Annotated in this window: 31 protein-coding genes and 1 pseudogene; 18 read left to right on the forward strand and 14 right to left on the reverse strand. The window is 63.4% G+C overall.

The window, feature by feature from the left end; genetic code table 11:
• The 6 genes and pseudogenes from B2246_RS13330 to B2246_RS13360 all read left to right on the forward strand — a co-directional run bounded on the left by B2246_RS13330 (nucleotide 1) and on the right by B2246_RS13360 (nucleotide 2,414).
• Nucleotides 1–249: a hypothetical protein gene (locus tag B2246_RS13330; RefSeq protein WP_286882418.1), complete on the forward strand. Its 249-nt coding sequence runs from the start codon at nucleotides 1–3 to the stop codon at nucleotides 247–249.
• Nucleotides 250–346: 97 nt separating this feature from the next.
• Nucleotides 347–895, forward strand: a pseudogene (locus B2246_RS29160) (RHS repeat-associated core domain-containing protein); the annotation flags it as partial.
• Complete coding sequence (locus B2246_RS13345; RefSeq protein WP_286882415.1) at nucleotides 892–1,287, forward strand: immunity 50 family protein; 396 nt, start codon at nucleotides 892–894, stop codon at nucleotides 1,285–1,287. The pseudogene B2246_RS29160 and the gene B2246_RS13345, both read left to right, overlap by 4 nt.
• Nucleotides 1,288–1,450: 163 nt before the next feature.
• A complete protein-coding gene (locus tag B2246_RS13350) occupies nucleotides 1,451–1,720 on the forward strand; it encodes a hypothetical protein (protein WP_286882414.1) in 270 nt (89 codons plus the stop codon).
• Between the two features lie 33 nt (nucleotides 1,721–1,753).
• Nucleotides 1,754–2,116 (forward strand): hypothetical protein, encoded by a 363-nt coding sequence (locus tag B2246_RS13355; RefSeq protein WP_286882413.1) that lies wholly within the window; start codon nucleotides 1,754–1,756, stop codon nucleotides 2,114–2,116.
• 31 nt (nucleotides 2,117–2,147) lie between these two features.
• On the forward strand, nucleotides 2,148–2,414 hold the full coding sequence (locus tag B2246_RS13360) for a PAAR domain-containing protein (RefSeq protein ID WP_286882411.1): 267 nt from the start codon (nucleotides 2,148–2,150) through the stop codon (nucleotides 2,412–2,414).
• Nucleotides 2,415–2,526: 112 nt separating this feature from the next.
• Here the strand turns inward: B2246_RS13360 and B2246_RS13365 are convergent, their stop codons facing one another.
• Nucleotides 2,527–3,924: a PLP-dependent aminotransferase family protein gene (locus B2246_RS13365; RefSeq protein WP_286882410.1), complete on the reverse strand. Its 1,398-nt coding sequence runs from the start codon at nucleotides 3,922–3,924 to the stop codon at nucleotides 2,527–2,529.
• A gap of 111 nt (nucleotides 3,925–4,035) precedes the next feature.
• Here B2246_RS13365 and cyoA point away from each other — a divergent pair, with 111 nt between their 5' ends.
• The 4 genes from cyoA to cyoD are packed head-to-tail and all read left to right on the forward strand — an operon-like array spanning nucleotide 4,036 to nucleotide 8,020.
• Nucleotides 4,036–4,995, forward strand: coding sequence for a ubiquinol oxidase subunit II (gene cyoA, locus B2246_RS13370; protein WP_035882918.1), 960 nt, complete (start codon nucleotides 4,036–4,038; stop codon nucleotides 4,993–4,995).
• A 3-nt stretch (nucleotides 4,996–4,998) separates the two neighbouring features.
• The gene (gene cyoB / locus B2246_RS13375) at nucleotides 4,999–6,975 is read left to right on the forward strand and encodes a cytochrome o ubiquinol oxidase subunit I (RefSeq protein ID WP_008648804.1); all 1,977 of its coding nucleotides are present in this window, start codon (nucleotides 4,999–5,001) and stop codon (nucleotides 6,973–6,975) included.
• A gap of 2 nt (nucleotides 6,976–6,977) precedes the next feature.
• Nucleotides 6,978–7,658: a cytochrome o ubiquinol oxidase subunit III gene (gene cyoC / locus B2246_RS13380; protein WP_008648805.1), complete on the forward strand. Its 681-nt coding sequence runs from the start codon at nucleotides 6,978–6,980 to the stop codon at nucleotides 7,656–7,658.
• Complete coding sequence (gene cyoD, locus B2246_RS13385) at nucleotides 7,655–8,020, forward strand: cytochrome o ubiquinol oxidase subunit IV (RefSeq protein WP_286882409.1); 366 nt, start codon at nucleotides 7,655–7,657, stop codon at nucleotides 8,018–8,020. The genes cyoC and cyoD overlap by 4 nt, the downstream gene beginning before the upstream one ends.
• An 81-nt stretch (nucleotides 8,021–8,101) precedes the next feature.
• On the opposite strand, the gene B2246_RS13390 is transcribed toward cyoD, so the two are convergent.
• Nucleotides 8,102–8,296 carry a DUF1059 domain-containing protein gene (locus tag B2246_RS13390; protein WP_008648807.1) on the reverse strand — a complete coding sequence of 65 codons (195 nt, stop codon included), beginning with the start codon at nucleotides 8,294–8,296 and terminating at the stop codon, nucleotides 8,102–8,104.
• A 239-nt stretch (nucleotides 8,297–8,535) separates the two neighbouring features.
• Here B2246_RS13390 and B2246_RS13395 point away from each other — a divergent pair, with 239 nt between their 5' ends.
• The gene (locus tag B2246_RS13395) at nucleotides 8,536–9,183 is read left to right on the forward strand and encodes a DsbA family oxidoreductase (protein WP_286882408.1); all 648 of its coding nucleotides are present in this window, start codon (nucleotides 8,536–8,538) and stop codon (nucleotides 9,181–9,183) included.
• Nucleotides 9,184–9,267: 84 nt separating this feature from the next.
• Here the strand turns inward: B2246_RS13395 and B2246_RS13400 are convergent, their stop codons facing one another.
• The 3 genes from B2246_RS13400 to B2246_RS13410 form a co-directional block, all read right to left on the reverse strand.
• Nucleotides 9,268–9,516 carry a hypothetical protein gene (locus B2246_RS13400; RefSeq protein ID WP_286882407.1) on the reverse strand — a complete coding sequence of 83 codons (249 nt, stop codon included), beginning with the start codon at nucleotides 9,514–9,516 and terminating at the stop codon, nucleotides 9,268–9,270.
• Between the two features lie 62 nt (nucleotides 9,517–9,578).
• Nucleotides 9,579–10,841, reverse strand: a complete 1,263-nt coding sequence (locus B2246_RS13405) for a serine hydrolase domain-containing protein (RefSeq protein ID WP_286882406.1) — start codon at nucleotides 10,839–10,841, stop codon at nucleotides 9,579–9,581.
• 82 nt (nucleotides 10,842–10,923) lie between these two features.
• Complete coding sequence (locus B2246_RS13410; RefSeq protein WP_008648821.1) at nucleotides 10,924–11,112, reverse strand: hypothetical protein; 189 nt, start codon at nucleotides 11,110–11,112, stop codon at nucleotides 10,924–10,926.
• Between the two features lie 160 nt (nucleotides 11,113–11,272).
• Here B2246_RS13410 and B2246_RS13415 point away from each other — a divergent pair, with 160 nt between their 5' ends.
• Nucleotides 11,273–11,551 (forward strand): hypothetical protein, encoded by a 279-nt coding sequence (locus tag B2246_RS13415; protein WP_035882912.1) that lies wholly within the window; start codon nucleotides 11,273–11,275, stop codon nucleotides 11,549–11,551.
• 31 nt (nucleotides 11,552–11,582) lie between these two features.
• On the opposite strand, the gene B2246_RS13420 is transcribed toward B2246_RS13415, so the two are convergent.
• From B2246_RS13420 to B2246_RS13445, 6 genes are all read right to left on the reverse strand, one after another.
• Complete coding sequence (locus B2246_RS13420) at nucleotides 11,583–13,244, reverse strand: cation acetate symporter (RefSeq protein WP_008652202.1); 1,662 nt, start codon at nucleotides 13,242–13,244, stop codon at nucleotides 11,583–11,585.
• A complete protein-coding gene (locus tag B2246_RS13425) occupies nucleotides 13,241–13,546 on the reverse strand; it encodes a DUF485 domain-containing protein (protein WP_035882911.1) in 306 nt (101 codons plus the stop codon). Before B2246_RS13425 ends, B2246_RS13420 begins: the two co-directional genes overlap by 4 nt.
• A 228-nt stretch (nucleotides 13,547–13,774) precedes the next feature.
• On the reverse strand, nucleotides 13,775–14,422 hold the full coding sequence (locus tag B2246_RS13430; protein ID WP_008652204.1) for a hypothetical protein: 648 nt from the start codon (nucleotides 14,420–14,422) through the stop codon (nucleotides 13,775–13,777).
• Nucleotide 14,423: 1 nt separating this feature from the next.
• Nucleotides 14,424–15,131 carry a hypothetical protein gene (locus B2246_RS13435; RefSeq protein ID WP_187192309.1) on the reverse strand — a complete coding sequence of 236 codons (708 nt, stop codon included), beginning with the start codon at nucleotides 15,129–15,131 and terminating at the stop codon, nucleotides 14,424–14,426.
• Between the two features lie 76 nt (nucleotides 15,132–15,207).
• On the reverse strand, nucleotides 15,208–15,573 hold the full coding sequence (locus B2246_RS13440; protein WP_008652207.1) for a hypothetical protein: 366 nt from the start codon (nucleotides 15,571–15,573) through the stop codon (nucleotides 15,208–15,210).
• A gap of 123 nt (nucleotides 15,574–15,696) precedes the next feature.
• A complete protein-coding gene (locus B2246_RS13445; protein WP_286882405.1) occupies nucleotides 15,697–16,773 on the reverse strand; it encodes a porin in 1,077 nt (358 codons plus the stop codon).
• A gap of 510 nt (nucleotides 16,774–17,283) precedes the next feature.
• Here B2246_RS13445 and B2246_RS13450 point away from each other — a divergent pair.
• Nucleotides 17,284–17,619, forward strand: coding sequence for a cupin domain-containing protein (locus tag B2246_RS13450; RefSeq protein ID WP_008652211.1), 336 nt, complete (start codon nucleotides 17,284–17,286; stop codon nucleotides 17,617–17,619).
• Between the two features lie 23 nt (nucleotides 17,620–17,642).
• The gene (locus B2246_RS13455) at nucleotides 17,643–18,668 is read left to right on the forward strand and encodes a hypothetical protein (RefSeq protein WP_286882404.1); all 1,026 of its coding nucleotides are present in this window, start codon (nucleotides 17,643–17,645) and stop codon (nucleotides 18,666–18,668) included.
• Between the two features lie 232 nt (nucleotides 18,669–18,900).
• Here B2246_RS13455 and B2246_RS13460 read toward each other — a convergent pair whose 3' ends face one another.
• Both B2246_RS13460 and B2246_RS13465 read right to left on the reverse strand, forming a co-directional pair.
• On the reverse strand, nucleotides 18,901–19,608 hold the full coding sequence (locus B2246_RS13460) for an HAD-IA family hydrolase (RefSeq protein ID WP_040011368.1): 708 nt from the start codon (nucleotides 19,606–19,608) through the stop codon (nucleotides 18,901–18,903).
• A gap of 90 nt (nucleotides 19,609–19,698) precedes the next feature.
• On the reverse strand, nucleotides 19,699–20,535 hold the full coding sequence (locus tag B2246_RS13465) for a hypothetical protein (RefSeq protein ID WP_008652591.1): 837 nt from the start codon (nucleotides 20,533–20,535) through the stop codon (nucleotides 19,699–19,701).
• Nucleotides 20,536–20,746: 211 nt separating this feature from the next.
• On the opposite strand from B2246_RS13465, the gene B2246_RS13470 reads away from it, so the two are divergent.
• The 3 genes from B2246_RS13470 (at nucleotide 20,747) to B2246_RS13480 (ending at nucleotide 22,027) form a co-directional block, all read left to right on the forward strand.
• Complete coding sequence (locus B2246_RS13470) at nucleotides 20,747–20,953, forward strand: hypothetical protein (protein WP_035882903.1); 207 nt, start codon at nucleotides 20,747–20,749, stop codon at nucleotides 20,951–20,953.
• A 154-nt stretch (nucleotides 20,954–21,107) separates the two neighbouring features.
• Nucleotides 21,108–21,443: a calcium-binding protein gene (locus tag B2246_RS13475; protein ID WP_286882403.1), complete on the forward strand. Its 336-nt coding sequence runs from the start codon at nucleotides 21,108–21,110 to the stop codon at nucleotides 21,441–21,443.
• Between the two features lie 155 nt (nucleotides 21,444–21,598).
• The gene (locus B2246_RS13480; RefSeq protein WP_008652586.1) at nucleotides 21,599–22,027 is read left to right on the forward strand and encodes a MarR family winged helix-turn-helix transcriptional regulator; all 429 of its coding nucleotides are present in this window, start codon (nucleotides 21,599–21,601) and stop codon (nucleotides 22,025–22,027) included.
• Between the two features lie 48 nt (nucleotides 22,028–22,075).
• On the opposite strand, the gene B2246_RS13485 is transcribed toward B2246_RS13480, so the two are convergent.
• The gene (locus tag B2246_RS13485) at nucleotides 22,076–22,852 is read right to left on the reverse strand and encodes an enoyl-CoA hydratase (protein ID WP_035882901.1); all 777 of its coding nucleotides are present in this window, start codon (nucleotides 22,850–22,852) and stop codon (nucleotides 22,076–22,078) included.
• Between the two features lie 567 nt (nucleotides 22,853–23,419).
• Here B2246_RS13485 and panE point away from each other — a divergent pair.
• A complete protein-coding gene (gene panE, locus B2246_RS13490; protein WP_008652583.1) occupies nucleotides 23,420–24,343 on the forward strand; it encodes a 2-dehydropantoate 2-reductase in 924 nt (307 codons plus the stop codon).
• Nucleotides 24,344–24,437 lie beyond the last annotated feature (94 nt).

Below are 24,437 nucleotides of genomic sequence, written 5' to 3' on the forward strand. Positions count from 1 at the left end.
TTGTCTGATATGAGAGATAAATTTCTTGAGGGTCTAAATTTAATCATCAATTCGGGTGGCTACTATCCGGATAAAATTGCTCGTTATGCATGTGAGTTTAATTTGGATTACGATTTTGACGATCCATATTTAAATCACGTAGTAAATTTTCTCCAAGGAATGGATGCCGGACCAGAGTTTGAATTATCAGAAACGGAGTTGAGATTTTTTTTGAAAGAGAAACTAAAACCCCAGCCAGAGAGCGAATAAGTGCTGGGAGAAATCATTCGCGTCGGCGACCTGACCGACCATGGCAGCATAGTGCCGGGAGCTTGATCGCTATGGACAGGCAGACCCGACCGAGGCCATCAACGCCATCCGGTTCCCGGGGCAGTACCATGATGCCGAGACGGGGCTGCACTACAACCGGCACCGGTACTACGATCCGGGTAGTGGGCGGTTCACTTCCAAAGATCCGATTGGGTTGGCGGGTGGGATTAATGTCTATCAATACGCTGATAACCCAACAGGGTGGATCGACCCGCTTGGCCTTGCCCGTTGCCCTTGCAATCCGTGTGATAAATCTCGCCGGTCAAGCCTGAGAGACATTCGTCGGCAGCTCGGCATTCCCTTGTCGCAGCAGCCGATCAACCAGAAAATGGTCCCGTTGACGAATTCCAGTGGAAACTGGCTTCTTGGCGACAACAACAAGCCGGTCATGACGCGGGAACTGACCTACCAGGTTGGTGGTGAAAATGTGGTCATCCAAGACCATTCCGCAGGCCATGCATTCGGAAAAGGTGGGGTCGGCGATCAACCGTCACACCACAACGTCCGCCCTGATGAAAACACCCGCACAGGGAGTATCCAGGGAATGGCTGATCACTATTACTTCGACTGCCGGAACAAGAAATGAGCCTGATACAACGGATCGTGAATCCACAAGCCCTCACGGCGCTTTATGGGAGCGAAGTACCACTTGTTGGTGCCGAGATCGTCGAGGTTCACCTCAAGCGGGACGAACCTCGGCTCTCAGTGAGAATCATGACCACTCGGAAGCCGTTGTCTCAACCGAACCGATGGCCGAAAGACTACGACGTCGTCTATCTGGGCTTGTCATTTATCGGTGTGTCCGGCATCTCGATTGATGGTTGGGGGCATGACAACATGGTTGCAACGTTTGAATCGACCATTACCGACAATGTTGCTTCGATAGAGATCAATTGCAAAGAAGGCCTGTCGATTGAGTTGAAGTGTGACTGGGTTCGCGTAGAGGGGGTCACATACGGCAATCTAGGTAGCACCTGACGTTTATCAATTGCGCCCAATCCGATTCAATGGATCGATCCGCTAAGCCTCGCGAAATGTCCGTGCGCAGACGACTGCGAGAAGATTCTCGCCGACGAAGGAGCAAGAACTGGGAGGCACGGGAACCTGAAAAAGATCGACGGTCAGCAAGAGATCCCATCACATGTACCAAGATACAGCCGTGAATGGTCTGCCGAACTATGATTTCAACGATCCCCCAGCGGTAAGTTTGCAGGGGCGAGACGCTGACGGTACCACTCGCGGAACGCCGCACTCCCGCTCGAACCGGACTCAGGACAACGCGTCTCCTACCATCAGCGGCCCGGCCAACTGCGGCGTGATGCTGACTGGCTTCACCGGCACCGACCTGAACGGCAACCATGTGAACATGGGCTTTGACTGGGTGTCGACAGATATTCCTGCGCTGATGTGATGCCCCAACCTAATCGACAGAACACAAGAATTTATGCCTTCCCAGCCAGAGAATGAGAGCTACATCGCCGGCGGCCAGCGCCGCGCCGATCCCGACGGCGGCTATACGGTGCCGACCGGGGACGGCCTGTCGGTTCGCCAGTTGCCAAACGGCAATATTGAAGGCGAAGTGCCGTCGATCCGCATGCTCACCATTGCGGACGTGTCCCAGGTAGAGCGACACGACATCGCCCATGTGTACGACACGGTGTCCCATACACTGCATTTCGCCGGTGGAGGCGTGCTGTCCTACATGCATGCCGTCAATGGGTGTGGCTACGAGATCAGCGGACGGTGTGTCCATCTGGAAGTCAGTCCGGACGGGACGATCGTAGTCTTCGGCACCCTCCGTGCCTGAACAATGACCTCGCACTTACCAAGGTAGTTCCATGACCTCTATTGCTTTCGTCGGCGACGCCACGACTCACGGCGGCGTCATCCTTACAGGCTCGGATACCATGATCGTCATGGGACGCAAGGCTGCGCGGGTGGGCGACCTCGTGTCCTGTCCGCTACCTGGTCATGGCATCAATCCAATCATCGAAGGCTCCGACATGCTGACCGACAACGGCAAGGCGATTGCCCTGCACGGACACCGGACCGCGTGCGGCTGCATGCTGATTGCGCTGGGCACGGATGCCACGATTCGCAAGTGACATCGGGCGTCAGATACCGTCGATATTGGTCCCTACAGTGAGCCATCCTCGACCGGGTCCGCCAAGAACCAGTGGAAGTGCCAGCGCTGCGGAAAGGACGGAAGAACGCTGTCTAGATCACCTGCAGCATTGCGTGTGGCGGCTTGCGCGCGAGCAACCCCGATAGCTTCTTTAGCGCCATCGAAAGCTGCGCGCGCTCCGCCACGCCGCCAAGCGATATACGGATGGCGTTGGGCGCATCGGCCCCATCGGAAAACGCATCCGATGCGGTCACCCGCAGGTGCTCGTCGCTGGCCGCGCGGCTGAATCCACTCGACGTCCAGTAGCTTGGCAACGGGTGCCACACATGGATGCCAGATTGCGGCGACTGGTTGGCACCGATCAGCCATTGCTGCGCGATCTGCTGCCGTGCCGCCGCTTCACTGCGAATGCCGTTCAGCAATGCCTCCGCGGACCCATCGCGAATCCACTGCGTGGCGAGCGCGGTGGCGATCGGCGACGCCATGAGGGTGATCGCGCGTAGCGCGGCCAGGATCGCCTCCCGCGTGTCGGCATCGGGCGCCACCACGTATGCGGTGCGCAATCCGGGGCTCAGGCATTTCGACAGGGTCGCGATATGAATCGTCTGCGCCGGCGCGAGTGCGGCCACCGGGGGCGGTGCGTCGGGCGTGAGCAGCCAGTACGGGTCGTCCTCGATGATCCGCGCGCCGCACTGGGCGGCCACCCGTGCGATGTCACGCCGACGGTGCTCGGGCATTGTGTGCGTGGTGGGATTCTGCAACGTCGGGTTCAGGTAGATGAGCCGAATCGCGTGCGCACGGCAAGCGGCTTCGAGCGCATTGGGACGCATTCCGTCGCTATCTGTCGCCACCGTCACCACGCGCCGCCCCGTTTGCGCCGCCGCCGCGCGCAGCCCCGGATAGATCAGCGGCTCCGCCGCGATGACTGACCCGGGGTCACTGAGGCAGAGGATCACTGCCGACAACGCAGATTGGGCGCCGGGACTGGCGATCACGCGTGAGGACGCTACCGTGCCGAGCATCGGCCCGAGCCACCGCGCACCGGCTTCGCGATCCGGCTGCGTGCCGCCGCCCAACTGGTAGGTCATCAACAGGCTGGCGTCCGCGTGCAGCGTCACCTGCGCCAACCCGCGCCGGAGCATGTCGTCGAAGTCGATGCCTTCCGGTGGTGGCGGCACGTTCATGCTCAGGTCCACAGTCTGGGCCAGTTCAAAGACCGGCGCCGCGACGAAGGTGCCGAGCGAGCCGCGTGGTTCGACCAGCCCACGGCGCCGAGCCTCGGCCAACGCCCGCGTCACCGTGGTCAGGTCCACGCCAAGCATTGCCGCCAGTTCTCGCTGAGGCGCCAGCCGGTCCCCGGGAGAGAGCCGCCCGTCTGCCATCGCGTGTTCGAGGAATCCCGCGATCTGCAGATAGCGCGGCCCGCCGGTCGGGCTGAACTCGCCGATCCAGGCGGGCTTGCCTGTCGGTGCGGAAGTCTTTGTACGCACTGAAAAATCCGTCTTGTATGGATGTTGTCTTACCTTAGCATCCCGCGCACCTCAGGCCAATCCATACAAATACCCGGAATACGCCTGTGCCCCCATCAATAGGTGTCTGAAATGCGTGAGCGAGTTGCCGCCCCGGAGCATGTCCGCCGGCGAGTACCCATCCCCCCCAAAGTCCGCGCGTGGCTCTGCGTCGCGGCTCCCCTGATCCTCAGCGGTTGTTCCTACGATCTGCTCTCCCCGAGCGGCGCCGTAGGTGTGCAAACGCGCAACCTGATCGTGCTGTCCACCGCGCTGATGCTGCTGGTAGTCATCCCGGTCATCATCCTGACGCTGGTGTTCGCGTGGCGGTATCGCGAGACCAACACCAAGGCCGAGTACGCGCCGCGCTGGTCGCATTCGACCAAGATCGAGGTCGTCGTCTGGGGTATCCCGTGCGTGATCGTGGCGCTGCTCGGCATCATCATCTGGGACACCACACACAAGCTCGACCCGTTCCGGCCGCTCGAATCGAAGGTCGCGCCGATAGAGGTGGACGTTGTCGCGCTCGACTGGAAATGGCTGTTCATCTATCCGCAGTACGGCGTGGCATCGCTGAACGAGCTACCCGTGCCGGTCGGCACGCCCATCAACTTCCGCATCACGGCCGAATCGACGATGAATGCGCTGTTCATCCCGAAGCTCGGCAGCATGGTCTATGCGATGAGCGGGATGCAAACCAAGCTGCATCTGATCGCCGATGAAACCGGCGTGTTCGACGGCCGCTCCGCTGCCTACAGCGGCGCCGGCTTCTCCGACATGCATTTCCGGACGGTTGCCACCTCGCGCGAGGATTTCGATGCCTGGATCGCCCGCGCCCGCGCGTCCGGCAACGCGCTCGACGAACAGACCTACCGCGCGCTGAAGCAGCCCAGCAGCAAGGACCCGGTCACCATCTACGCAAACGTTTCGCCACGCCTCTTCCAGGGTGTCGTCGATCAATACATGGCCAGCTATGGCGACATCTGCCGCGCGGACAGCCCCGAGACGCTGCGCGCCGCACTGCCGCCGCTGCCCGACACCGTGGAGCAATAACCCATGTTCGGAAAACTCACTCTCGATGCCATCCCCATGCACGAGCCCATCATCATGGGCACGCTGGTGGTGGTACTGCTGGGCGGCGCCGCGCTGTTCGGCGCGATCACGTATCACCGCAAGTGGACCTACCTCTGGCGCGAGTGGATCTGCTCGGTGGACCACAAGCGCGTTGGCGTGATGTACATCATCATGGCGCTGGTCATGCTGCTGCGCGGCTTTGCCGACGCCATCATGATGCGCACGCAGCAGGCCATTGCCGTCGGCGAGACCGCCGGTTACCTGCCACCGCACCACTACGATCAGATCTTCACGGCGCACGGCGTGATCATGATCTTCTTCGTGGCCACGCCGTTCATCCTGGGCTTGATGAACGTGATCGTGCCGCTGCAGATCGGCGCGCGCGACGTGGCCTATCCGTTCGTCAACTCGCTGAGCTTCTGGCTCTCGGCCATTGGCGCGGTGCTGGTGATGATCTCGATGTTCGTTGGCGATTTCGCCGCCACCGGATGGGTGGCCTACCCACCGCTCAGCGGTCTTGAGTACAGTCCGACCGTTGGGGTGGATTACTACATCTGGGCGCTACAGATATCAGGGCTTGGCACCACGCTGACGGGCATCAACTTCATCGTCACGATTCTGCGGATGCGCGCGCCGGGCCTGACGCTGATGAAGATGCCGGTGTTCACGTGGACCGCGCTGATCACGAACATCCTGATCGTCGCCATCTTCCCGGTGCTCACCGCCACGCTGGCGCTGCTTACCGCCGACCGCTACCTGGATATGCATTTCTTCACCAGCGAGCTTGGCGGCAACGCGATGATGTACGTGAACCTGATCTGGATCTGGGGCCACCCCGAGGTCTACGTGCTGATCCTGCCGTGCTTCGGCGCGTTCTCGGAGATCATCGCCACGTTCTCGCGCAAACCGCTGTTCGGCTACAAGTCGATGGTCTACGCGACGTCGTCGATTGGTGTGCTGTCGTTCTTCGTCTGGCTGCATCACTTCTTCACGATGGGCTCGGGCGCCAGCGTCAACGCGTTCTTCGGCATCATGACGTCGATTATCTCGATCCCGACCGGCGTGAAGCTGTTCAACTGGCTGTTCACGATGTATCGCGGCCGCATCCGCTTCCATTCGTCGACGCTGTGGACCATCGGCTTCATGGTGACGTTCGCGGTGGGCGGCATGACCGGCGTGCTGCTGGCCGTGCCCGGCGCGGACTTCGTGCTGCATAACAGCCTGTTCCTGATCGCCCACTTCCACAACGTGATCATCGGTGGTGTGGTCTTCGGCTGTCTGGCGGCCATGTCGTTCTGGTTCCCGAAGGTGTTCGGCTTCACGCTCAACGAGTTCTGGGGCAAGGTCGCGTTCTGGTGCTGGCTGATCGGCTTCTATCTGGCCTTCATGCCGCTGTACGCGCTGGGCCTGATGGGTATGACCCGCCGCATGAACCACTACACCAACCCCGAGTGGCAGCCGTACCTGATCGTCGCGCTGGTTGGCGCGTGCATCATCGGCGCCGGCATCCTGGCAATCCTGTGGCAGCTCTACGTCAGCGTGCGTGACCGCAACCAGAACCGTGACCTGACCGGCGATCCGTGGGATGGCCGCAGCCTGGAGTGGGCCACCGCCTCGCCCGCGCCGTTCTACAACTTCGCGCACGTGCCGAACATCACGTCGCTGGAGCAGCACTGGGAAGACAAGGATACCGGCCGCGCCTACGCGCAGCCCGCCAGGTACGAGGACATCCATATGCCGCGCAATACATCGGCCGGCTTCCTCGTCTCCGTGTTCGGCCTTGTGTTCTGCTTCGGCTTTGTCTGGCACATCTGGTGGATGGTCGGCTTCGGCCTGGCCGCGATGATCTTCACCTTCATCGCCCGCGCGTATGACCGCGACGTGGACTACTACGTCCCCGCCGCCGAAGTGGAACGCATCGAACGCGCGCGCTTCCAGCAACTGCAAGGCGCCAACTGATCATGACGACATCCCTGAAACTCCGGGCCGACGCAGCGCCCGGCATCCATGCGCCGGGCCATGCGTCCGACGCCCACGGCCATGACGCCGCCCACGGTCACGACGGACACGACGATCACGTGGTGCAATCGCGCACCACGCTGGGCTTCTGGCTCTATCTGATGAGCGACTGCCTGATCTTCGCGGTGCTGTTCGCGACGTTCGGCGTGCTGGTCAACAACACCGCAGGCGGCCCGGGCGGGCGCGAACTGTTCGACCTGCGCTTCGTGCTCGGCGAAACGATGCTGCTGCTGACCAGCAGCCTGACCTTCGGCGTGGCGATGATCAAGCTGCAGGACGGCAAGGCCAATCCGAACCAGGTCATCCGCTGGATGGTGCTGACGTTCGCGCTCGGCGCGGCGTTTGTCGGCATGGAGATCTTCGAGTTCATGGAACTGATTCACGAAGGGGCGGGCCCGGGCCGCAGCGCCTATCTGTCGGCGTTCTTCATGCTGGTGGGCACGCACGGCCTGCACGTCACGGCCGGGCTGCTCTGGATCATCGTGATGGTGCACCAGATCCAGGTGTTCGGCCTCGACGGCATCGTGCGTCGACGCCTGGCCTGCCTGAGCCTGTTCTGGCACTTCCTGGATCTCGTGTGGATCTGCGTTTTCTCCATCGTCTACCTGAGGACCTTCCTGTGAAGCCCACCAGCGTTACCGCTCATGAATCGTCGCACGGCAGCATTCGCAGCCACCTGATCGGCTACGGGCTGTCGGTGGTGCTGACCCTGGTGTCCTTCGGTGCCGTGATGAGTGGGGTACTGCCGCCGGGCTACGGGCTCGCGGTCATCGTCCTGCTCTGCATCGCGCAGTTGCTGGTGCAACTGGTCTTCTTCCTGCATCTGGGCCCGCGCAAGGGGCAGCGTGGCAACACGGCGATCTTCGCCTGCACGGTGTTCCTGATCGCCATCGTGGTGTCTGGCTCGCTGTGGGTCATGCACAACGCCAATCTGAACATGATGCCGATGCAGTCGATGCCGCTGCAGGCCGGCCCGAAGGGCTGAGCGAATCGAACCGATCCGGTTTGGGGAAGGCGTGGCGGCACAATGGGCGTTGTGCCGCCGCGCCCCTTTTTTATCCAGGCTTCAACTCGGCGGCGAGCCGTCCTTGAAGCACGCCTTGAGCTGACTGCGCAACTCTGGCGTGTCCTGATGCTCGTGCACCTGCACAGCGTGCTGGACCGCGGCTTCCAGCAGTTCCTCTTCGGTATCGGCACTGAGTGCCACCGTGCAATGCATCTGGCTGGGATAGTCGCGGCAATCGATGAATTTGCGTCCCATCGTTGCCTCCTGGCGCGAATGGTTCGTCGGGACGGGAACCTCGGGGGGCTCCCAGTGCGGAGGCCGGCTGCGCAGCATCCGCGAGTTCGGCTCCTCCTGCAGGCGTGGTCGTTGACGGGACACCGGCGCGGTTGGCCGATGTCATGTCCAGTATAGGGCGTGGCACGCATCGCCAAGCACGGCCCGGCGATTCACGCTAACCTGTCGCGGTTCCCATATTCCGCAGATCAGGAAAAGTCATGACTCAAGCACTCAGGATCGATTTTGTTTCCGATATCGCATGCCCATGGTGCGCCATTGGCCTGACGTCGCTCAAGCAGGCGCTGGAGCGTCTCGGGGACGAAGTGGAAGCCGAGATCGTCGTGCATCCGTTCGAACTGAATCCGGACATGCCGCCGGAAGGCCGCACCATCCTCGACTACGTCAGCACGAAGTACGGCAGCACCGCCGAGCAGCTTGCCGAACGCCAGGTACAGATCCGCGAGCGCGGCGAGGCGGTCGGATTCGAGTTCGGCCCCCGGACGCATATCTACAACACGTTCGACGCGCATCGCGTGTTGCAGTGGGCCGGCACGCAGGGCAAGAAGCTGCCGCTCAAGCTGGCCTTGCTGAAGGCGTATCACGGCGCGGGCAAGGACCCGAGCAATCACGACGTGATCGTCGAGGCCGCGCAATTGGCGGGTCTCGATGGCGCGGAGGCGCGCCGCATTCTGGAAAGCGATGCCTATGCCGATGAAGTGCGCGCTGAAGTGGCGCAGTTCCAGTCGATGGGCATCAATTCGGTGCCATCGGTCATTTTCGACAACCGCTACCTCCTCACGGGCGGGCAACCGCCGGAAGCCTTCGAGCAGGTGATTCGCGAAGTGCTGGAAAAACGGCAGTCATGAAGTGAGCGTGGCCGCGTGCGGGTCCTCACCCGCACGCGGCCACGTTGCCTGCTGGACGTCGGGGGGCGACTTTACTCGTGCCCCTTACTCGTGCCCCGTCACGAACTTCTTCGTCGAGTGATAGCCACGCTTGCTGGCATCGGCGACGGCATGGCCGGCAGCCTTGGCGCCGTCGCCAATCGCAATCGCGGTCTCGTGCACCGCGTGTCCGGTCTTCTTGCCTGCCACCTTGACGTCGGCCTTGAACTCACGGGCGCCCTCGGCCACGCTGGCGTTGGCCAGCGTGCTGAAGGCGACCAGCACGATCGCAACGAGGGAAGTTGCTGTCTTCATCAACGGTATCCCGACTCGGTCTCTGATGCGTGCATTGTAGTACCGTCCGATGCGTGTGACGTTCAGCGCGCACCGGCGCCCGGCTCCGTGATCGCGCTGTAGACCATCGTGCGCAGCTGGCGGCGCACGGGATAGGCCGACGACGGCAGGAGCTGGGTCAGGAAGAGGCCGATCAGGTCTTCCTCAGGATCGACCCAGAAGAACGTGCTGGCCGCGCCGCCCCAGAAGAAGTCTCCGGCGCTGCCGGGAATCAGCGTGGTGGCCGGCGTGAGCGTCGTGGCGAAGCCGAGCCCGAATCCGACGCCTTCGTAGGTGGCCTCGCTGAACATCGAACGGGACATACGCGGCAGATCCACACCGCCCGGCAGATGGTTGGCGGTCATCAGCGCCAGGGTCTTCGGACTTAGCAGGCGCGTGCCATCCAGTTCACCGCCCTGCAGCAACATGCGCGCGAAGCGCATGTAGTCCGCCGCCGTCGACACCAGACCACCGCCACCCGAGACAAAGCTGGGCGGCTTCAGGTAGGTGCTGGCCAGAGGATCGTCCTGGAGCATCGGCCCACGCGGCGAAATGACTTTCGAACCCAGCGCGCCGATGGCGTAGCACGCGCAGAAGCGCGATACCTTGTCCTCGGGTACGTGGAACGCGGTATCGACCATGCCCAGCGGATCGAAGATGCGTTCCTTCAGGAAGGTCTCGAACGGAATGCCGCTGATCTTGCCGACCAGGTAGCCCAGCACATCGGTCGATACCGAGTAGTTCCAGGCTTCGCCCGGCGAGAACTCGAGCGGCAGCGTGGCCAGCTTCTCGATCATGTCGTCGAGGGTGCCATCCGTGGCGATGTCCCCCAGCTTCAGCCTGCGATAGGCGGCATCGACATTGGTGTTCTGCTGGAAGCCGTAGGTCAGTCCAGAGGTGTGGCGCAGCAGGTCGATCACCTGCATCGGTCGTGCCGGCGCGCGCGTCTGGAAGCTCTCCATGAAGCCGCCGGTGAAGACGCCGAGGTTTTCCCATGCGGGAATGTACTTGCTGACCGGATCGTCCAGCGCGATCTTGCATTCCTCGAGCAGCATCATGATCGCCACCGAGGTGATCGGCTTGGTCATCGAGTAGATGCGGAAGATCGAGTCCTCGGCCAGCGGCACCTGCCGCTCGCGGTCGGCCTGGCCCAGCACCGAGTTCAACACCAGCTCGCCACGCCGCCACACCTGGGTCAGCGCGCACGGTAGCTTGCCGTTGGCGATATACGCTTCATTGATGAAACGATCGATCCGCCCCAGCCGCTCCCGGGACATCCCCTGCGTTTCCCTGCCTTGCATATCCATGGCTTCTCCTCGATCCGGCGTTCAGTTCAGTGCTGCATGTGCCGTGAAGGGTCAAGGATACCCCGGGATACGCGGATCCCGCTCAGTCGCCAGCCTTCTCCGGCGGCACGGCCTTGCCGAGCAGCTTGCCGAGCAGGCCAGTCTTGCCGGTCTCTGCGCGGCGGCCGCCCTTAGGCAGCGAGCCAGCCCGGTTGGCGCCGTACTGTTTCATGCTGTTGTTGATCTTCAGGCCCTTGTTCTTTTCCAGGTCGGTTTTCTTCACGGACGTCATCCCACTAGTTGAGCCCGGCATTGTACGCAGGTGGGCCGGCAAGCGGCCGGTTCGGGCCGTCAGGTGGCCTTGCGCGGGGGCATAACAATTCATTACAACGCCAGCATCCCGCCCGCATTATGCTCGCCGACCGTGACGATACGGGATACGGAAGGATCGAATGAAAAGGGATTGCGGCGTTCGTGTGATGACGGCGGCATGGCTGCTTGCGGCAGCCAGTTCCGGTAACGCGCTGGCCCAGCATGTGGTGGGTGGCATGGGCGAACCGGTGCGGATGGGGGCGTTCGACGCGCGCGGCCAGTTCGAAGGCCAGGCCATGCTGGCTGCGCCGGTGTCAGGCAAGGAGAAGGCGCGCGCCAGACCCACCGGCACGCGCCGTGTGCCCGCCGCAGGCACGCGTGGCGTGACACCCACGCTGCCCGGCAAGCAGTTGCCGTAGGCGCCGCGGGGGGGGGGCGGCGCCGGGCGGATCAGTGGCTTGCGGCCCCGACGGCGCCAATGCCGGTCTCGGAACGCAGTTCCTGTGCCTCGAAGCCGGCCCGGTCGATACGTGCCCGGGGCGACCTGTCGGTGATCGAGAAGAACCAGATGCCGACGAAGCCGATCGTCATCGAGAACAGCGCCGGCGACGTGTACGGGAACGGCGCATCCTTGAAGTGGAACACGTCGACCCACACCGCCTGCGACAGGACGGTCAGAATCACGGCCGACAGCAGGCCGAGGAAGCCGCCCACCATCGCGCCGCGCGTGGTGCAGTTCTTCCACAGCACCGACATGAACAGCACCGGGAAGTTGGCCGATGCCGCCACGGCGAACGCCAGCGACACCATGAACGCGATGTTCTGCTTCTCGAAGACGATGCCGAGCACCACGGCGATGATGCCCAGGATGATCGTGGTGATGCGCGACACGCGCAGTTCCATCGAACTGGTTGCCTTGCCGTGCATGAAGACCGTGGAGTACAGGTCGTGCGACACCGCCGACGCGCCGGCCAGCGTGAGGCCGGCCACCACGGCCAGGATTGTCGCGAACGCCACCGCCGAGATGAATCCGAGGAACACGTTGCCGCCCACTGCAGTGGCCAGGTGAACGGCCGCCATGTTGAGGCCGCCGAGCAGCTTGCCGCTACCGTCCTGGAACGTCGGGTTGGTGCTCACCAGCACGATGGCGCCGAAGCCGATGATGAACGTCAGGATGTAGAAGTAGCCGATCCACGTGGTGGCCCAGAACACGGACTTGCGCGCTTCCTTGGCGTTGGGCACGGTGAAGAATCGCATCAGGACGTGCGGCAGGCCGGCCGTGCCGAACATCAGCGCGATGCCGAACGAGATCGCAGAGATCGGGTCCTTGATGAATGTGCCCGGGCCCATGATCGCGTCCTTCTTGGCATGGACTTCAACGGCCTTGGCGAACAGTGCCTCGGGGCTGAAGTGGAACTGCGCCATGACCATGAAGGCCATGAACGATGCGCCGCCCAGCAGCAGGCCAGCCTTGATGATCTGCACCCAGGTGGTTGCCGTCATGCCGCCGAACAGCACGTACACCATCATCAGCGCGCCGACGATCACCACCGCGATCCAGTACTCGAGCCCGAACAGCAGCTTGATCAGTTGCCCGGCGCCCACCATCTGCGCGATCAGGTAGAACGCCACCACCACCAGCGTGCCCGATGCCGCGAACGCGCGGATCGGGCCCTGCTTGAAGCGGTAGGCGGCCACATCGGCAAACGTGAAGCGGCCGAGATTGCGCAGGCGCTCCGCCATCAGGAACGTGATGATCGGCCAGCCGACCAGGAAGCCGATCGAGTAGATCAGGCCGTCGTAGCCGTTTGCGAACACGGCGGCGGAAATGCCGAGGAACGATGCTGCCGACATGTAGTCGCCAGCGATGGCCAGGCCGTTCTGGAAGCCGGTGATGCCACCACCGCCCGTATAGAACGCCGCCGCGGACGTGGTCCGCTTGGCCGCCCATTTGGTGATGAACAGCGTGCCGATGACGAACACGACGAACATGCCGATGGCCGTCCAGTTGGTGGGCTGTTTGACGGCCTGCCCAAGATCACCACCCGCGGCCAACGCGGCCGTCGACAACAGCAGGGCGCCGCCTGCGGCGATAACGTGATGCGTTTTCATGCGACCTCCCGCTTGATCTGCTCGGTGAGCTCGTCATAAGTGTTGTTGGCATGGCGCACGTAGAGCCCCGTGATGACGACGGTGAAGACGATCACGAACAGCCCGATCGGCATGCCCCATGTCGTCACGCCGTCTCCGACCTTCGTGGCCATCAGGTCCTTGTCGAAGGCAATCAGCAGCACGTAGCCGTAATACACCACGAGCATGACGAGCGTGAGTATCCAGCCAAGCCGAGAGCGCTTGTGGACGAGTTGTTGATACCGTGGGTTGGTCTTCAGTCTTTCGACCAGATCGTCATTCATCTCTGTCTCCTGCGTACTTGTGCGCTTTGCATGGCCGAGTGCCGCCCGCGCGCCACGCCAGCGGGGCGCGCAATATGAGCGTCATCAGGGAACCATGCCGACAAGGTACGGTGTTCGGCTTACCTGCTTCTTACACGGGTCAGAGAAATGCCCCGGGGTAAACGCGAAGTGGTGCGTCGGGACGGGCTTGGGGCGTCACGGCATTGCGTGCTGCCGCGCGCAGGAGAACTAGAACGAGACGGTGAGATTCGTCATGACCACCTGCTCGGACGAGCCGGGATTGAACCAGTAGCAGCCGACCGTCACGTTCTTGAACGTGAGTTGCACCAGGCCGCCACGCTGGAACTCACGATCGCCGCCGTAGATCCGCGTCCGTTGCATCACGAAGCCAAGCCGCAGCCAATCGACCGGACGATACCCAAGCTCGCTCCAGGCATAGAGATAACTTGGCGTTTGCGTGCCGGAGCCGGTCAGGTACTCGGCTTCGATGTAGTAGTCGAACTTGTACGCGGCGAGACTCGCCTCCAGCCCTGGAATCACGCCGTGGATGCTTCCCATGGCGAAGCCGATGATCGGCGTCACCTTGTAGGTGAATGTTTCACCGCCGGCGAAGGACCAGCCGACGAAGGCCGATTGCGCGTGCATGGCCTCGTAGTTGGCACGCGCTTCGAGATGCAGCTTGTCGCGCTCCGCGATCGCGATGGCGGACAGGTAACTCTGCTCCTGACGCGGCATGTTCCAGTAGCCGGCGAGCGAGAAATTCCAGGTGGGTGGCTGCGCTTCCTGCGATGCGTTGGCCACAGGCGCGGCAGCTTCCTGCGCGTGCGCGCTGGATACGGCCAGCGCGATACCCAATGCGGCGACCGGGTGGCGCATTTCATCCCCCCAGAGCGATGACGGCCATCGTCAGGGCGACACCGAGCGCAGTCATGCCAAGGCCGGTGGCCCAGCCATTGAATCCTGCGTGGCGACCGAGCGCCATGCCGCCTGCGAACAGCATGATGAGGGTCAGGATGCGGGAAACGATCAGGGCCGTCGACACATCGCTCAGCAACACGAATGGCAGCGCGACGGGAAACGTGGACAGCACGACGATGAAGAAGATGCGGATCGACCCCAGCACGTCGCGGGTATTGAGCTTCGCCCGCTCAGGGAGTTCTACGGCACTGGCCATCCGCTGACGCAACATGTCGATCTCCGCGTCACTCAGCAGCAACTGCGCGCTGGGTGACAGCGCGGTGCGGATGGCACGCACGGCCTCGGTTGCGGTTGGCGCCTCCCGGGCGGCCGTTGCGACCTTGAATCGCATCCCGCGATCCGCCAGGGTACGTACCAGGAACATGATCGCGTCGACGAGCCCCCAGGCCAGATTGCAGCCCAGCGCCGTGACGAGCATCGTGTGGCCCGCGTCCGCCCCGGAAGTCGGGGAGGGCGCGGAAGTTGCCGAAGATACCGCGCCGACGAACGTCAGGGCCATGAACAGCCCAAAGCACATCTCCGCGACACGATCGACGACATTAAGGGCTGGATCGCGCCCCTCGTCCGCCTGCTCCATCGCATCGGACTCCGATTGGCTTCCTGGCATGGCGGTTCACCTGGCGAGTAAGTTGGAGTGGTTCGAGATGGGTGCCGGGCGGATGGCAATGTTCAGGACTGCGGCGCTACTGGCCGTCGCATGCCAGGCTCGACGCGCCCGTATCCTTGAAGGTCACCACCACCTTGCTGTCCTTGGCGATGGTGATGGTCTGGCCATAGCTCACGGTCGGCATGAAGGCGATATCCGGCGCGACGGCCACGGGCGGATTCCGCGCGCCGTCGACACTCAGCGCCAGCTCGACGCGATAGGTATCCACCGCCACGCCCTGGCCCTGTGCCTTTTGCGCGAACTTCTGCTTGAACGCGCACAGGTCGGTAGTGATCTTTTCCAGCGCGGTGGAGATATCGACGGGTTTGCCGGGCGGGATGGGCGCGGTATTGCAGGCCGCCAGCCAGCAGGGGCCCAGCACTGCAATCAAGGCGGTACGCATCAATGGCTTCAAGATGTTCTCCTGCGAGGCGGCTGTCCGTTGTGCTCGATCCACTTTATCCCTGCCGCTGTATGGTCTCCATTGGTCCAAAGCCCTAGGGACCAATGGAAACCAGCCGGATGCTCAGAACTGATGGCGCATGCCGACCATGACGCCCACGCGTGTGGTGCTGTCGATGTCGGTCACCGGCGTGCCAGCCCAATACTCGGTCTCGCGGCCGACGGTGCCGCTGCGCGCGTAGACGACATCGGCCTCCACGTACAGGCTGGTGCGCTTGGAGAGCGCGTAGTCGCCGACCAGGGCGACGCTGTCGGCGTTGCCGCTGCCCAGCAGGATGGGTGTCTCCTGGAACTGCGTGGTCACGGCCCCGCGTTGCTGGTAGCGGTAATAGGCGCCAGACAGATGCAGCGCAGGGGTGAGTTGATAGCCGAGGCCGATGAACGAGGTGGCGAATGAGGCATCGCTGGCTGTTTCACGACGTCCCATGTGGCCCAGGTAGGCCGTGGCCTTGCCAAACGCGTAGGACCCGCCCACCGAGTAATTGCGGATCGTGTTCGCGCCATCGGTGCTGCTGCGCTGGTCGTAGGCCACGCCCAGCGCCAGCGGTCCCTGCTGGTATTTCACGCCGCCGCCGAGCGTGGTGCCACGGCTCTGGTTGCCGGGTTGCTCGCCCGCGCCGTAGTCGAGCTGGACGGAGAACGGGCCGATCGTGTTTTGATAGACCACGCTGTTGTTGATGCGGTAGTCCTGGAAGAAGATGTCGCCGCCGACGTACAGCGGGTCGGACCAGAAGTTGCCCCAGCCCTGATCGAGCGGATTGAACGCCCAGCCGATGTTGTTGAGCGCGTTGTACTGGCGCCCGAAGGTCAGACTGCCCCAGTTGCCGGAGAGACCGGCCCAGGCCTGGCGGCCGAAAAATGCGTTGTAGGCCGCGCGGCCATCGTCGCTGCCGATGCCGGCCTCGAGCTGGAAGATGGCCTTGTTGCCGCCCCCAAGGTCCTCGGAGCCCCGCAGGCCGAAGCGGCTGCCTACCATGCCGCCCGATACGAGCGCGACCTGGTCATGATGCCGACCGTCGAGGTTCGAGGTATAGCGCACCGCCGAACTGACGATGCCATACAGGTTCACACCGGATTCGGCGTAGGTGGTGCCGGGCACAACGGTGGCGGCAAGCAGCCAGAGGCTGGCTGACTTCTTCATGGATTGTCCTCCGGAATTCGGTCCCGCCCGGCGCATGAGCGCGTCCAGGGGCAGACCGGTCAGGCAGTTGCCTGGGGGGTTCCAGTCCCGCGCGGCGGTCCCGTCAGGGCGCGCGGGGCGTTATCCAGACCGTGCGCGGCAAAAAGGCGCGTAGGCCCGGATCGAGGGTCGAAGCGGCAGGCAAAGCCTGGAGGGGGCGCAAGCCGGACCGCTCGTTGGCAGGTTCGGACTGGCTGGTGGGGCGGGCGCGAGGGCCCAAGGATGTGTTCGCCGGATACCCACTTCGACGTTCGTGACGGCGGCTCGTGTGCGGATAAAGACATGCGCGATGGGCCGCGTCCGGCGTGGCGAACGATGCGTAGTTTACTGCATTCGCTCCGACGCCCTGAAATGCGCGTCTTTTGACGCACGTCCCTTTCTGACCGGCCGGTTCTGGCAATAGACTGAAAGCGGCCACATGCGGCGTGCGTCGCGCCGCCCGGCGTCCATCCAATCAGCGAGCCCCTATCCATGTCACTGCCCCATCTTTCGTCTGGCCAGACCGCGAGCGTCCTGCCGCTCGGCACGGACCTGGCGCAAACGCCGAGCAGCGCGCTGTTCAAGGCCCCCCACCTCGAAGTTGCCCGGCTCGTCATGCTGGCGGGCAAGCGCCTGCCACAGCACGCGGTCCCCGGTCCGGTCACGATTCAATGCCTCGAAGGCGAAATCGAGGTAACGCTCGGCAGCGTTGCCCAACGGCTTCGACACGGCGACCTGCTCTACCTCGCCGGCGGGGAGCCGCACGACGTGGCGGCGCTCAGCGATGCCTCGCTGCTGTTGACGATCGTGCTGCTGAATCACGACTGACACACGACTGACAAGAGGATCCGATGGGTATCAGCAGATGGTTCAGGCGACGCGGGACCGCGGCATCCGGTGGTGGCGCCAGAGGCGGACGTGACGTAGACGACACGATCGAGCGCATGACGGCGTTGAATCCGCGCCTGCGGCTGGCCACGCGCTACCAGCAGAGGCTGGCGCCCGAGACCGCCGCCGCACTCGAATACGTCAGGGGGCTGGTGGCCCAGCTGCCCGCCGTTCATGAGGCATGCGCGGCCGACTGGTCGACGGATGCCTGCATCCATGCCTGCTTTGCGACGGCAGACGACGTGTCCCGCGCGATAAATGGGGCCACGACACTGCGCAGGTTCTTCGACAACAACCTGGCGGCCGATGAGGCGTACGCGGTGCTCGGCATGACCATGGTGGAGCGCCACACGCTCGGCGTAGCCACGGAAGGCGATACCGTGCGCTCCGATGTGCCGCAGACGACATTCAGCTTCAGCGATCATCAACTCACGATGTGCGAGCCGACCGAAGCCGCGCTGCGCGAGGAGATCGTGCGCCGGATGCTCGATCAACTGGCGGTCCAGGGAATGGCGCGCATTGCCAGCAGGCTGACGAAGCGCGATGCGCTCAAGCAAGAGATCGCACTGCTCAAGACGCGGCAGCGCCTGCTCGAGTCGCAAGGCAAGGGGATGGGCGCGGTAGTGGGCGGCGCGGTGGAACCGGCAATCGGTGAGGTGGCGAAACTGGACGCCGAAATCGCGCGCAACGATGCCGAACTGGCTAAGCTGTCCGAGGCCACCGGCACGCTCGATCGCCAACTGGACATCCTGATCAAGGTGATCGGAGATGTCAGGCAATTGCTGCGGGTGGATTACCGGCACGTGCGGCTGAGCCGCATGAATGTCCTGCTGACGAATGATGATGTGGGTGGCGATGACGTCGAGCTAGGATCGGCGACCATCCCCGGTGACCCGCCGCTGGTCCGGGCGTTCATGCTGGTGCGGGTGAAGCGCAGTGCGATAGTCCCGGTGCGCAATATGCTGGACGAAGCGGAGCGCTTCCTCTAAGAGACGCTATCAAAATGATTCTGGCGTCGTTGCGCGGCCTTGCCGTACCTGGTGTACTGTCTGCGGCCGCGCCCTTGCAGGGCGCGCATGTGCTCGCAGGCACATGCCGTTCCGCAGGCGGCTCGCATACGAGCCGAAACCCCTGCTTCACCCTAGCCAGAACCGCTTTGCTTCATTTTGATAGCGCCTCTAAGAGCCGTTTCGTTTTCTTTCGATAACGTTTCCGCGTGCTTCAGGCGTCCAGTGCCTGACACAGCGCCCGCAGATCGCGAACGATCAGGTGCGGCGGCGGGCTGCTGCGTGACCATTGCGCGGCGGACGCCTCTTCCGAGCGCACCACCCATGCGGCCTGTGCGCCTGCGGCGATAGCGCCGGCTACGTCGAGGTCGGGATCGTCACCGACGTGAAGCATCCGGCTGGGTGCGCATCCGGCTGCATCGGCTGCGGCGTGGAAAATCGCGGCGCCGGGTTTGCCGCTGCCGAAGCTCTGCGGATTCAGCGATGCCCGGAAGAACTGGTGCCCGCCAGTCAGCTTGAGATTCGCATTGCCATTTGATACCGCGACGAGCGGAAACCGCTGGCTCAGCCATTCCAGCGCGGGCAGCGCATCGTCGAAGAAATCGACTTGCTGGCGCGCGGCGTAGAAAGCGTCGTAGGCGGCCTCGGCAAGGCCGGGGTCTTCTTTCGACATGTCGAGCACCAGCCGGATCGAGCCCAGCCGCAGCGCGCGCATGTCGCCAGCCAACTCCGGGCGCATGGCTTCGAACTGGACGCGGAGGTCACGCAGCACCTGGGGTGATGAAAGGATCGGCGCGGATTTCGGCGCTTGCTGCAGCAGCCAGTCATGCAGGACTTGTTCCGCTCGCACGACTGCAGGTTCGAAGGCCCAAAGGGTGTCGTCGAGATCGAGAGATATTGCGGAGATACCGGCCAGACGCATGGTGGGGAACGTGAGAAAGCGGAATTGCGGGGAATCCGCCGAATTTACCATCTTCGCTCGTATCGCCTGGAGGCCGTGTCGACCGCGAGGTCACTTCAGGCTGAGCGTGAATGGCAATAGCAACACGTTGACCAGCAGGAGCGCATACACGATCACGATCGCCGCAGGGATGACCACGGGCGGCCGATTAGACGGGTAGGCGCGTCGACGGCGCCAGAGGAATCCAGCCGTGGTTCCCGTGATGACCAGTGCCAGCATGGCGCTGGCCCACGCCAGTGACGCAGGTCCGGACTCGTCGCCATAGATCGCCGTGTCCGAATCGGTCAGCGAGATGTCGACGGCAGTGGTCGAAGTGGCAGGGACGTGTGCGACAGGCATGGCAACGGGTGTTTCAAACACCGTGGCGCGAACCGGCTGCGCGATGGCAGGTGTGGCTGTCGCGCGGACAGGTGCTGCCGCGTCCGCCATGTGTTGCGCTGGTGCAGCGGCTGCCGGCGGCGCGTCATGACGTACGGTCGATGGCGCGGTCGCTGCGACACGCGGCGCGGAGGCCGTTGCGCTGTGCATCGAACTGCGGTCCCGCCAGAACAGGTGGAACAGGCCATCGAGGCAGCGTGCCGAATCACAGGCATCCCGCCGGGCGCGCCAGGCGACGATATCGGCGTTCTGGATCGTGCCCTTGTGCAGCATCCTCTGCTGCTCGGCATAGATGCGTTCGTAACGCTCGGACAGTCCCGGTGAGTCGCACACCAGGCGATTGTGTGTGCCACTTGCGTGTGGGCTGTTGGTGTTCAGCGAGCAGCGCATCCCGCTGCCGCCAGGGTCATCGCAAACCACCGGGGGGGTGGTTCCGCGCGAATGGCAGATGATGTCCGATGCGCTCACGTTGCCTGCCGCGAGCAGGCCGGTTGCGAGGCAGATGGCCATACGAATGGCCCAGCGCACAGTGACCCTCTTCATCATGCCCCCCCATTGAAGCGGCCTGGTTTTATAACGTACACGAAAGCCCGGGCGATGCCCAAGCACGCAGTGCGATGGGCGGGTCATGATGCACTTGCCGCCAGATCGGGTTTCCCATACGCGCGACGTTCCGATCATTCGTCCGCCGTCGTAATTTCTGAGACGGAAAGCCTCTATCGTGGCGGCGACGTTCCTGGGTGATCGCGCATGCATCCTCAAAACGCTCGTGACGCAGCGTGCCGTGATTAATGGGACGCCGTGCCCGCTACGTGGCGAACAGGCGTTTGAAGCCTGGGGCTGGTTCCTTGCGCCCTATTGCGCCACGAGGAGCGGCCGCAACCGCGTCGAGTCGTGGCTGTCACGGGATGAAGACAACCTGATGTGAAGCCTTTGCGCTGCGGAATTGAATTCTTTCGATGCGTCGGCCGAACGCAAGCGGTGCCCATAGAATGCGTCTGGATTGGGTCCATTGCAGTACCGCTGCTGTGGGGAGGCCCGCGGTGGCATCACAACAACCTGAGTTACCCGAGGAGACTGATATGAGCCATCGTTTCGCCGCTGCCGGCGCAGCGTTCGCGTTGCTGTTGCTGTCCGCCACCGCTGGCGCGCAGACACAACCGCAGCCGCAGCCGCAGCCCCCCGCGAACGCGCAGGAAGCCAAGGCGAAGTTCACGGAGAAATTCAACGAGGCGGATGCCAACCACGATGGCAAGCTGACGCGCGAGGAAGCCGAGGCAGGAATGCCGCACGTGGCGAAGGACTTCGACAAGATCGATGCCAAGAAGAAGGGCTACGTCACGCAGAAGCAGGTCGGCGCGTACTACGCCGCCAAGGCGAAGCAGCGCCGCGCTCAGGACCCGGGCAACCTGAACTGATCCGAGTCGTATCCGCCAGGGCGGTCGCCATCGGCGCCGCCTTGGTCGCGTCTAAGCGTATTTCCAATCCGTCCCCGGTCGTAGAAAGTCCCGTGTCACGTGCGTGATAACATTCAAAAAAATTCGCGCGCGAACTAAATCACCCGGGTGCCGTCTTGAATCCTCGACTTGTCTACCTCCTGAATGTCGGTCAGCGTCGGCTGCATCGATGGACACAGGCGCGCACCGCCGCCGGTGGCGTCACCGCGTCGCAGGCCGGAATGCTGTTCTTCCTCGGCAAGAACGATGGCGCGTTGATGAGCGAGGCCGGCGCGGCGCTCGACCTTGGCGCGCCGGGCGTGAGCGGGCTGGTGGATCGCATGGAGCGGGCGGGGCTGGTCGAACGCGGCCTGGACGAGCACGATCGCCGGGCCTTCCGCATCTGGCTGACCGATGCCGGGCGCACCGCGCTCAAGCGCTCCCGGTCGAATCTCACCGAACTGAATGCCCGATTGACCGAGGGGTTCACGGCCGCCGAGATCGATGTGGTGGCGCGCTGGCTGACGAGCCTGCAGGACAAATTCCCGGCCAGCGACGACGAGTGATGCCGGGGATGAACGAAGGCGCCGAAGCAGACGACGCCTTCTGGCGCATCACTGCTTGGCGATCCTGCTGAAGTCCGGCTGGCGCTTCTGGGCAAACGCCGTGAAGGCTTCCTTCGCTTCCGCGCTGCGCAGCCGCTCCACGAACGTCGAACTCTCGGCGTCCATCTGCGCGACCAGTTTCTCGGCCTCCCGCATCAGACGCTTCATTGCCGTCAGAGAGCCGGACGGCTTGGTAGCGATCTTCTCCGCGATGCGTCGGCCTTCCGCGCGCAACTGGTCGACCGGAACCGTCCGGTTCGCGATGCCCCATGCCACGGCGGTGTCCGCCGGCAGTGGATCGCCCAGCGAGAACATTTCAAACGCGCGCGCGTGGCCGATGCGCAACGGCAGCAGGTAGCTCGACGCTGCCTCGGGCACGAGCGCGAGGTTCACGAACGGCGTGATCAACTGCGCGTCGTCGGCCAGGACCACGTAGTCGCAATGCAGCAGCATGGTCGTGCCGACGCCAACGGCCTTGCCCTGGACTGCCGCGACGATCGGCACAGTGGCATTCGCCAGGCTATGCAGGAATCGCACGACATGGCGCTCCTTGGGTGCGTTGCCGGTGGCCTGGGCCGCGAACTCCCCGATGTCGTTGCCAGCCGTGAAGGAATCACCGTCAGCCTGAATCAGCACGACCCGGACCGATGCGTCGGTCGATGCATTCTCGATGGCGTCCGCCAGGGCGCCGTACATGTCGTTGGTCAGCGCGTTCTTCTTGTCCGCTCGCGAAATCGTGAGGGTCAGCACGCCACGTTCAAGTCCTGCTTGGATTTCCGGAATCACGGCTTTGTCTCCTGCAATGGAAGGGGTAGGGGCAATGAAGATGTTCGTATGCGAAGTAGATGCAAAGTATAGTTGATTCGCGTGCGAAGTAAACCGGCGCAAGCATCACCATTTCCACCAGGGCCGCGGCAGGCGCGTGACCCGTATGCCATCAGCAATCACCCCATGAGGGTTTGTGCCGACTTTTCCGCTTGGCGGCGTTGCAGTCTACTGAACCCAGGTTGTGCAGTGTGGCCGGGGCGCGCGCGGCGTCTCCCCGGGGTTTGGAAACCTTTCTGGAGACAACACCATGGTGACCAAGCAGGACGATGCCTTCATTCTGAGAAACCTGATCGCGCTGGCCGCCGTGGAGACACTGGGCGGCGCCATTGCACTCGGGCTGGTGTTCAACCTACTGACATGACCTGACGCTCGTGGTGTTGCTTGCGGCCGATCCGCAGGCAACGCCACGAGTCCCAGGTTCCGGGCCATCCATCGACCTGCATTTCGCTTCCAGCAGACTTTCCGGGCCATCACTACAATGGCGCATTGCCCGGCTCGTTGCCGGGCCAGATCTGGGAGTCGAGGATGCGAATTCTGGTTGTCGGAGTGGGAGCCACGGGTGGCTACTTTGGCGCGCGGCTGCTGCAGGCCGGGCGTGATGTGACGTTCCTGGTGCGCCCCCGCCGCGCCGCGCAACTGGCCGAGCACGGCCTGCGGGTAAAGAGCCCGCACGGCGACCTGCATTTCCCGAATCCCCCTGTGGTGTTGTCCGAGCAAATCACGCAGCCTTATGACGTGGTGTTGCTGAGCTGCAAGGCGTATGACCTCGAAAGCGCCATGGATGGCTTCGCGCCCGCCATGGGGCCGAACACGGTCATCATCCCGTTGCTCAACGGCATGCAGCATCTGGATCGCCTCGACGCGCGCTTCGGCGCCGGGCGTGTCATGGGTGGCCGCTGCCTGATCTCCAGTACGCTCGATGACCAGGGCACGATTCTTCATCTGTCGAGCTTCCACGTTCTGTCTTTTGGCGAGCGCCCTTCGGGCAGCAGTGAGCGCGCGCTGACCTTGGCCGCCGCCTTCAGCGATGCCGGCTTCGACGTCCAACGCAGCGACGCCATGCTGCAGGACATGTGGGAGAAGTGGCTGTTCCTGGCCACGCTGGCATCGGCTACCTGCCTGATGCGAGCGACCATCGGCGATATTCTCGCCGCGCCACGCGGGCGCGAGACCATCGCGGCGTTGCTTGGCGAATGCGCCGGCGTCGCGGCCGCCAATGGCTATCCGGCCCGGGGCCCCGCACTGGAGCAGGCGAAGACCACGCTGTTCGCCGAAGGATCACCGCTGACGGCCTCGATGCTGCGCGACCTAGAGCGCGGCGGGGCGATCGAATCGGACCAGATCGTGGGTGACATGCTGGCCCGCCGTGGCCAGACCGCAGCGCCCACGCTGGAGATGGCGCTGACCAGCCTGAAAGCCTACGAAGCGCGCCGCGCGCGGGGAGGCTGAAGCCGCCGGCGTCCGATTCGCCCGCATCGCAGAATTTGTCAGGACAGAATCAAGCCTGATACACGCAATTTCGATTGGGCGAACGACGCCGTTT

The organism is Cupriavidus sp. UBA2010, from assembly GCF_002335265.1.
Lineage (GTDB): Bacteria > Pseudomonadota > Gammaproteobacteria > Burkholderiales > Burkholderiaceae > Cupriavidus > Cupriavidus metallidurans.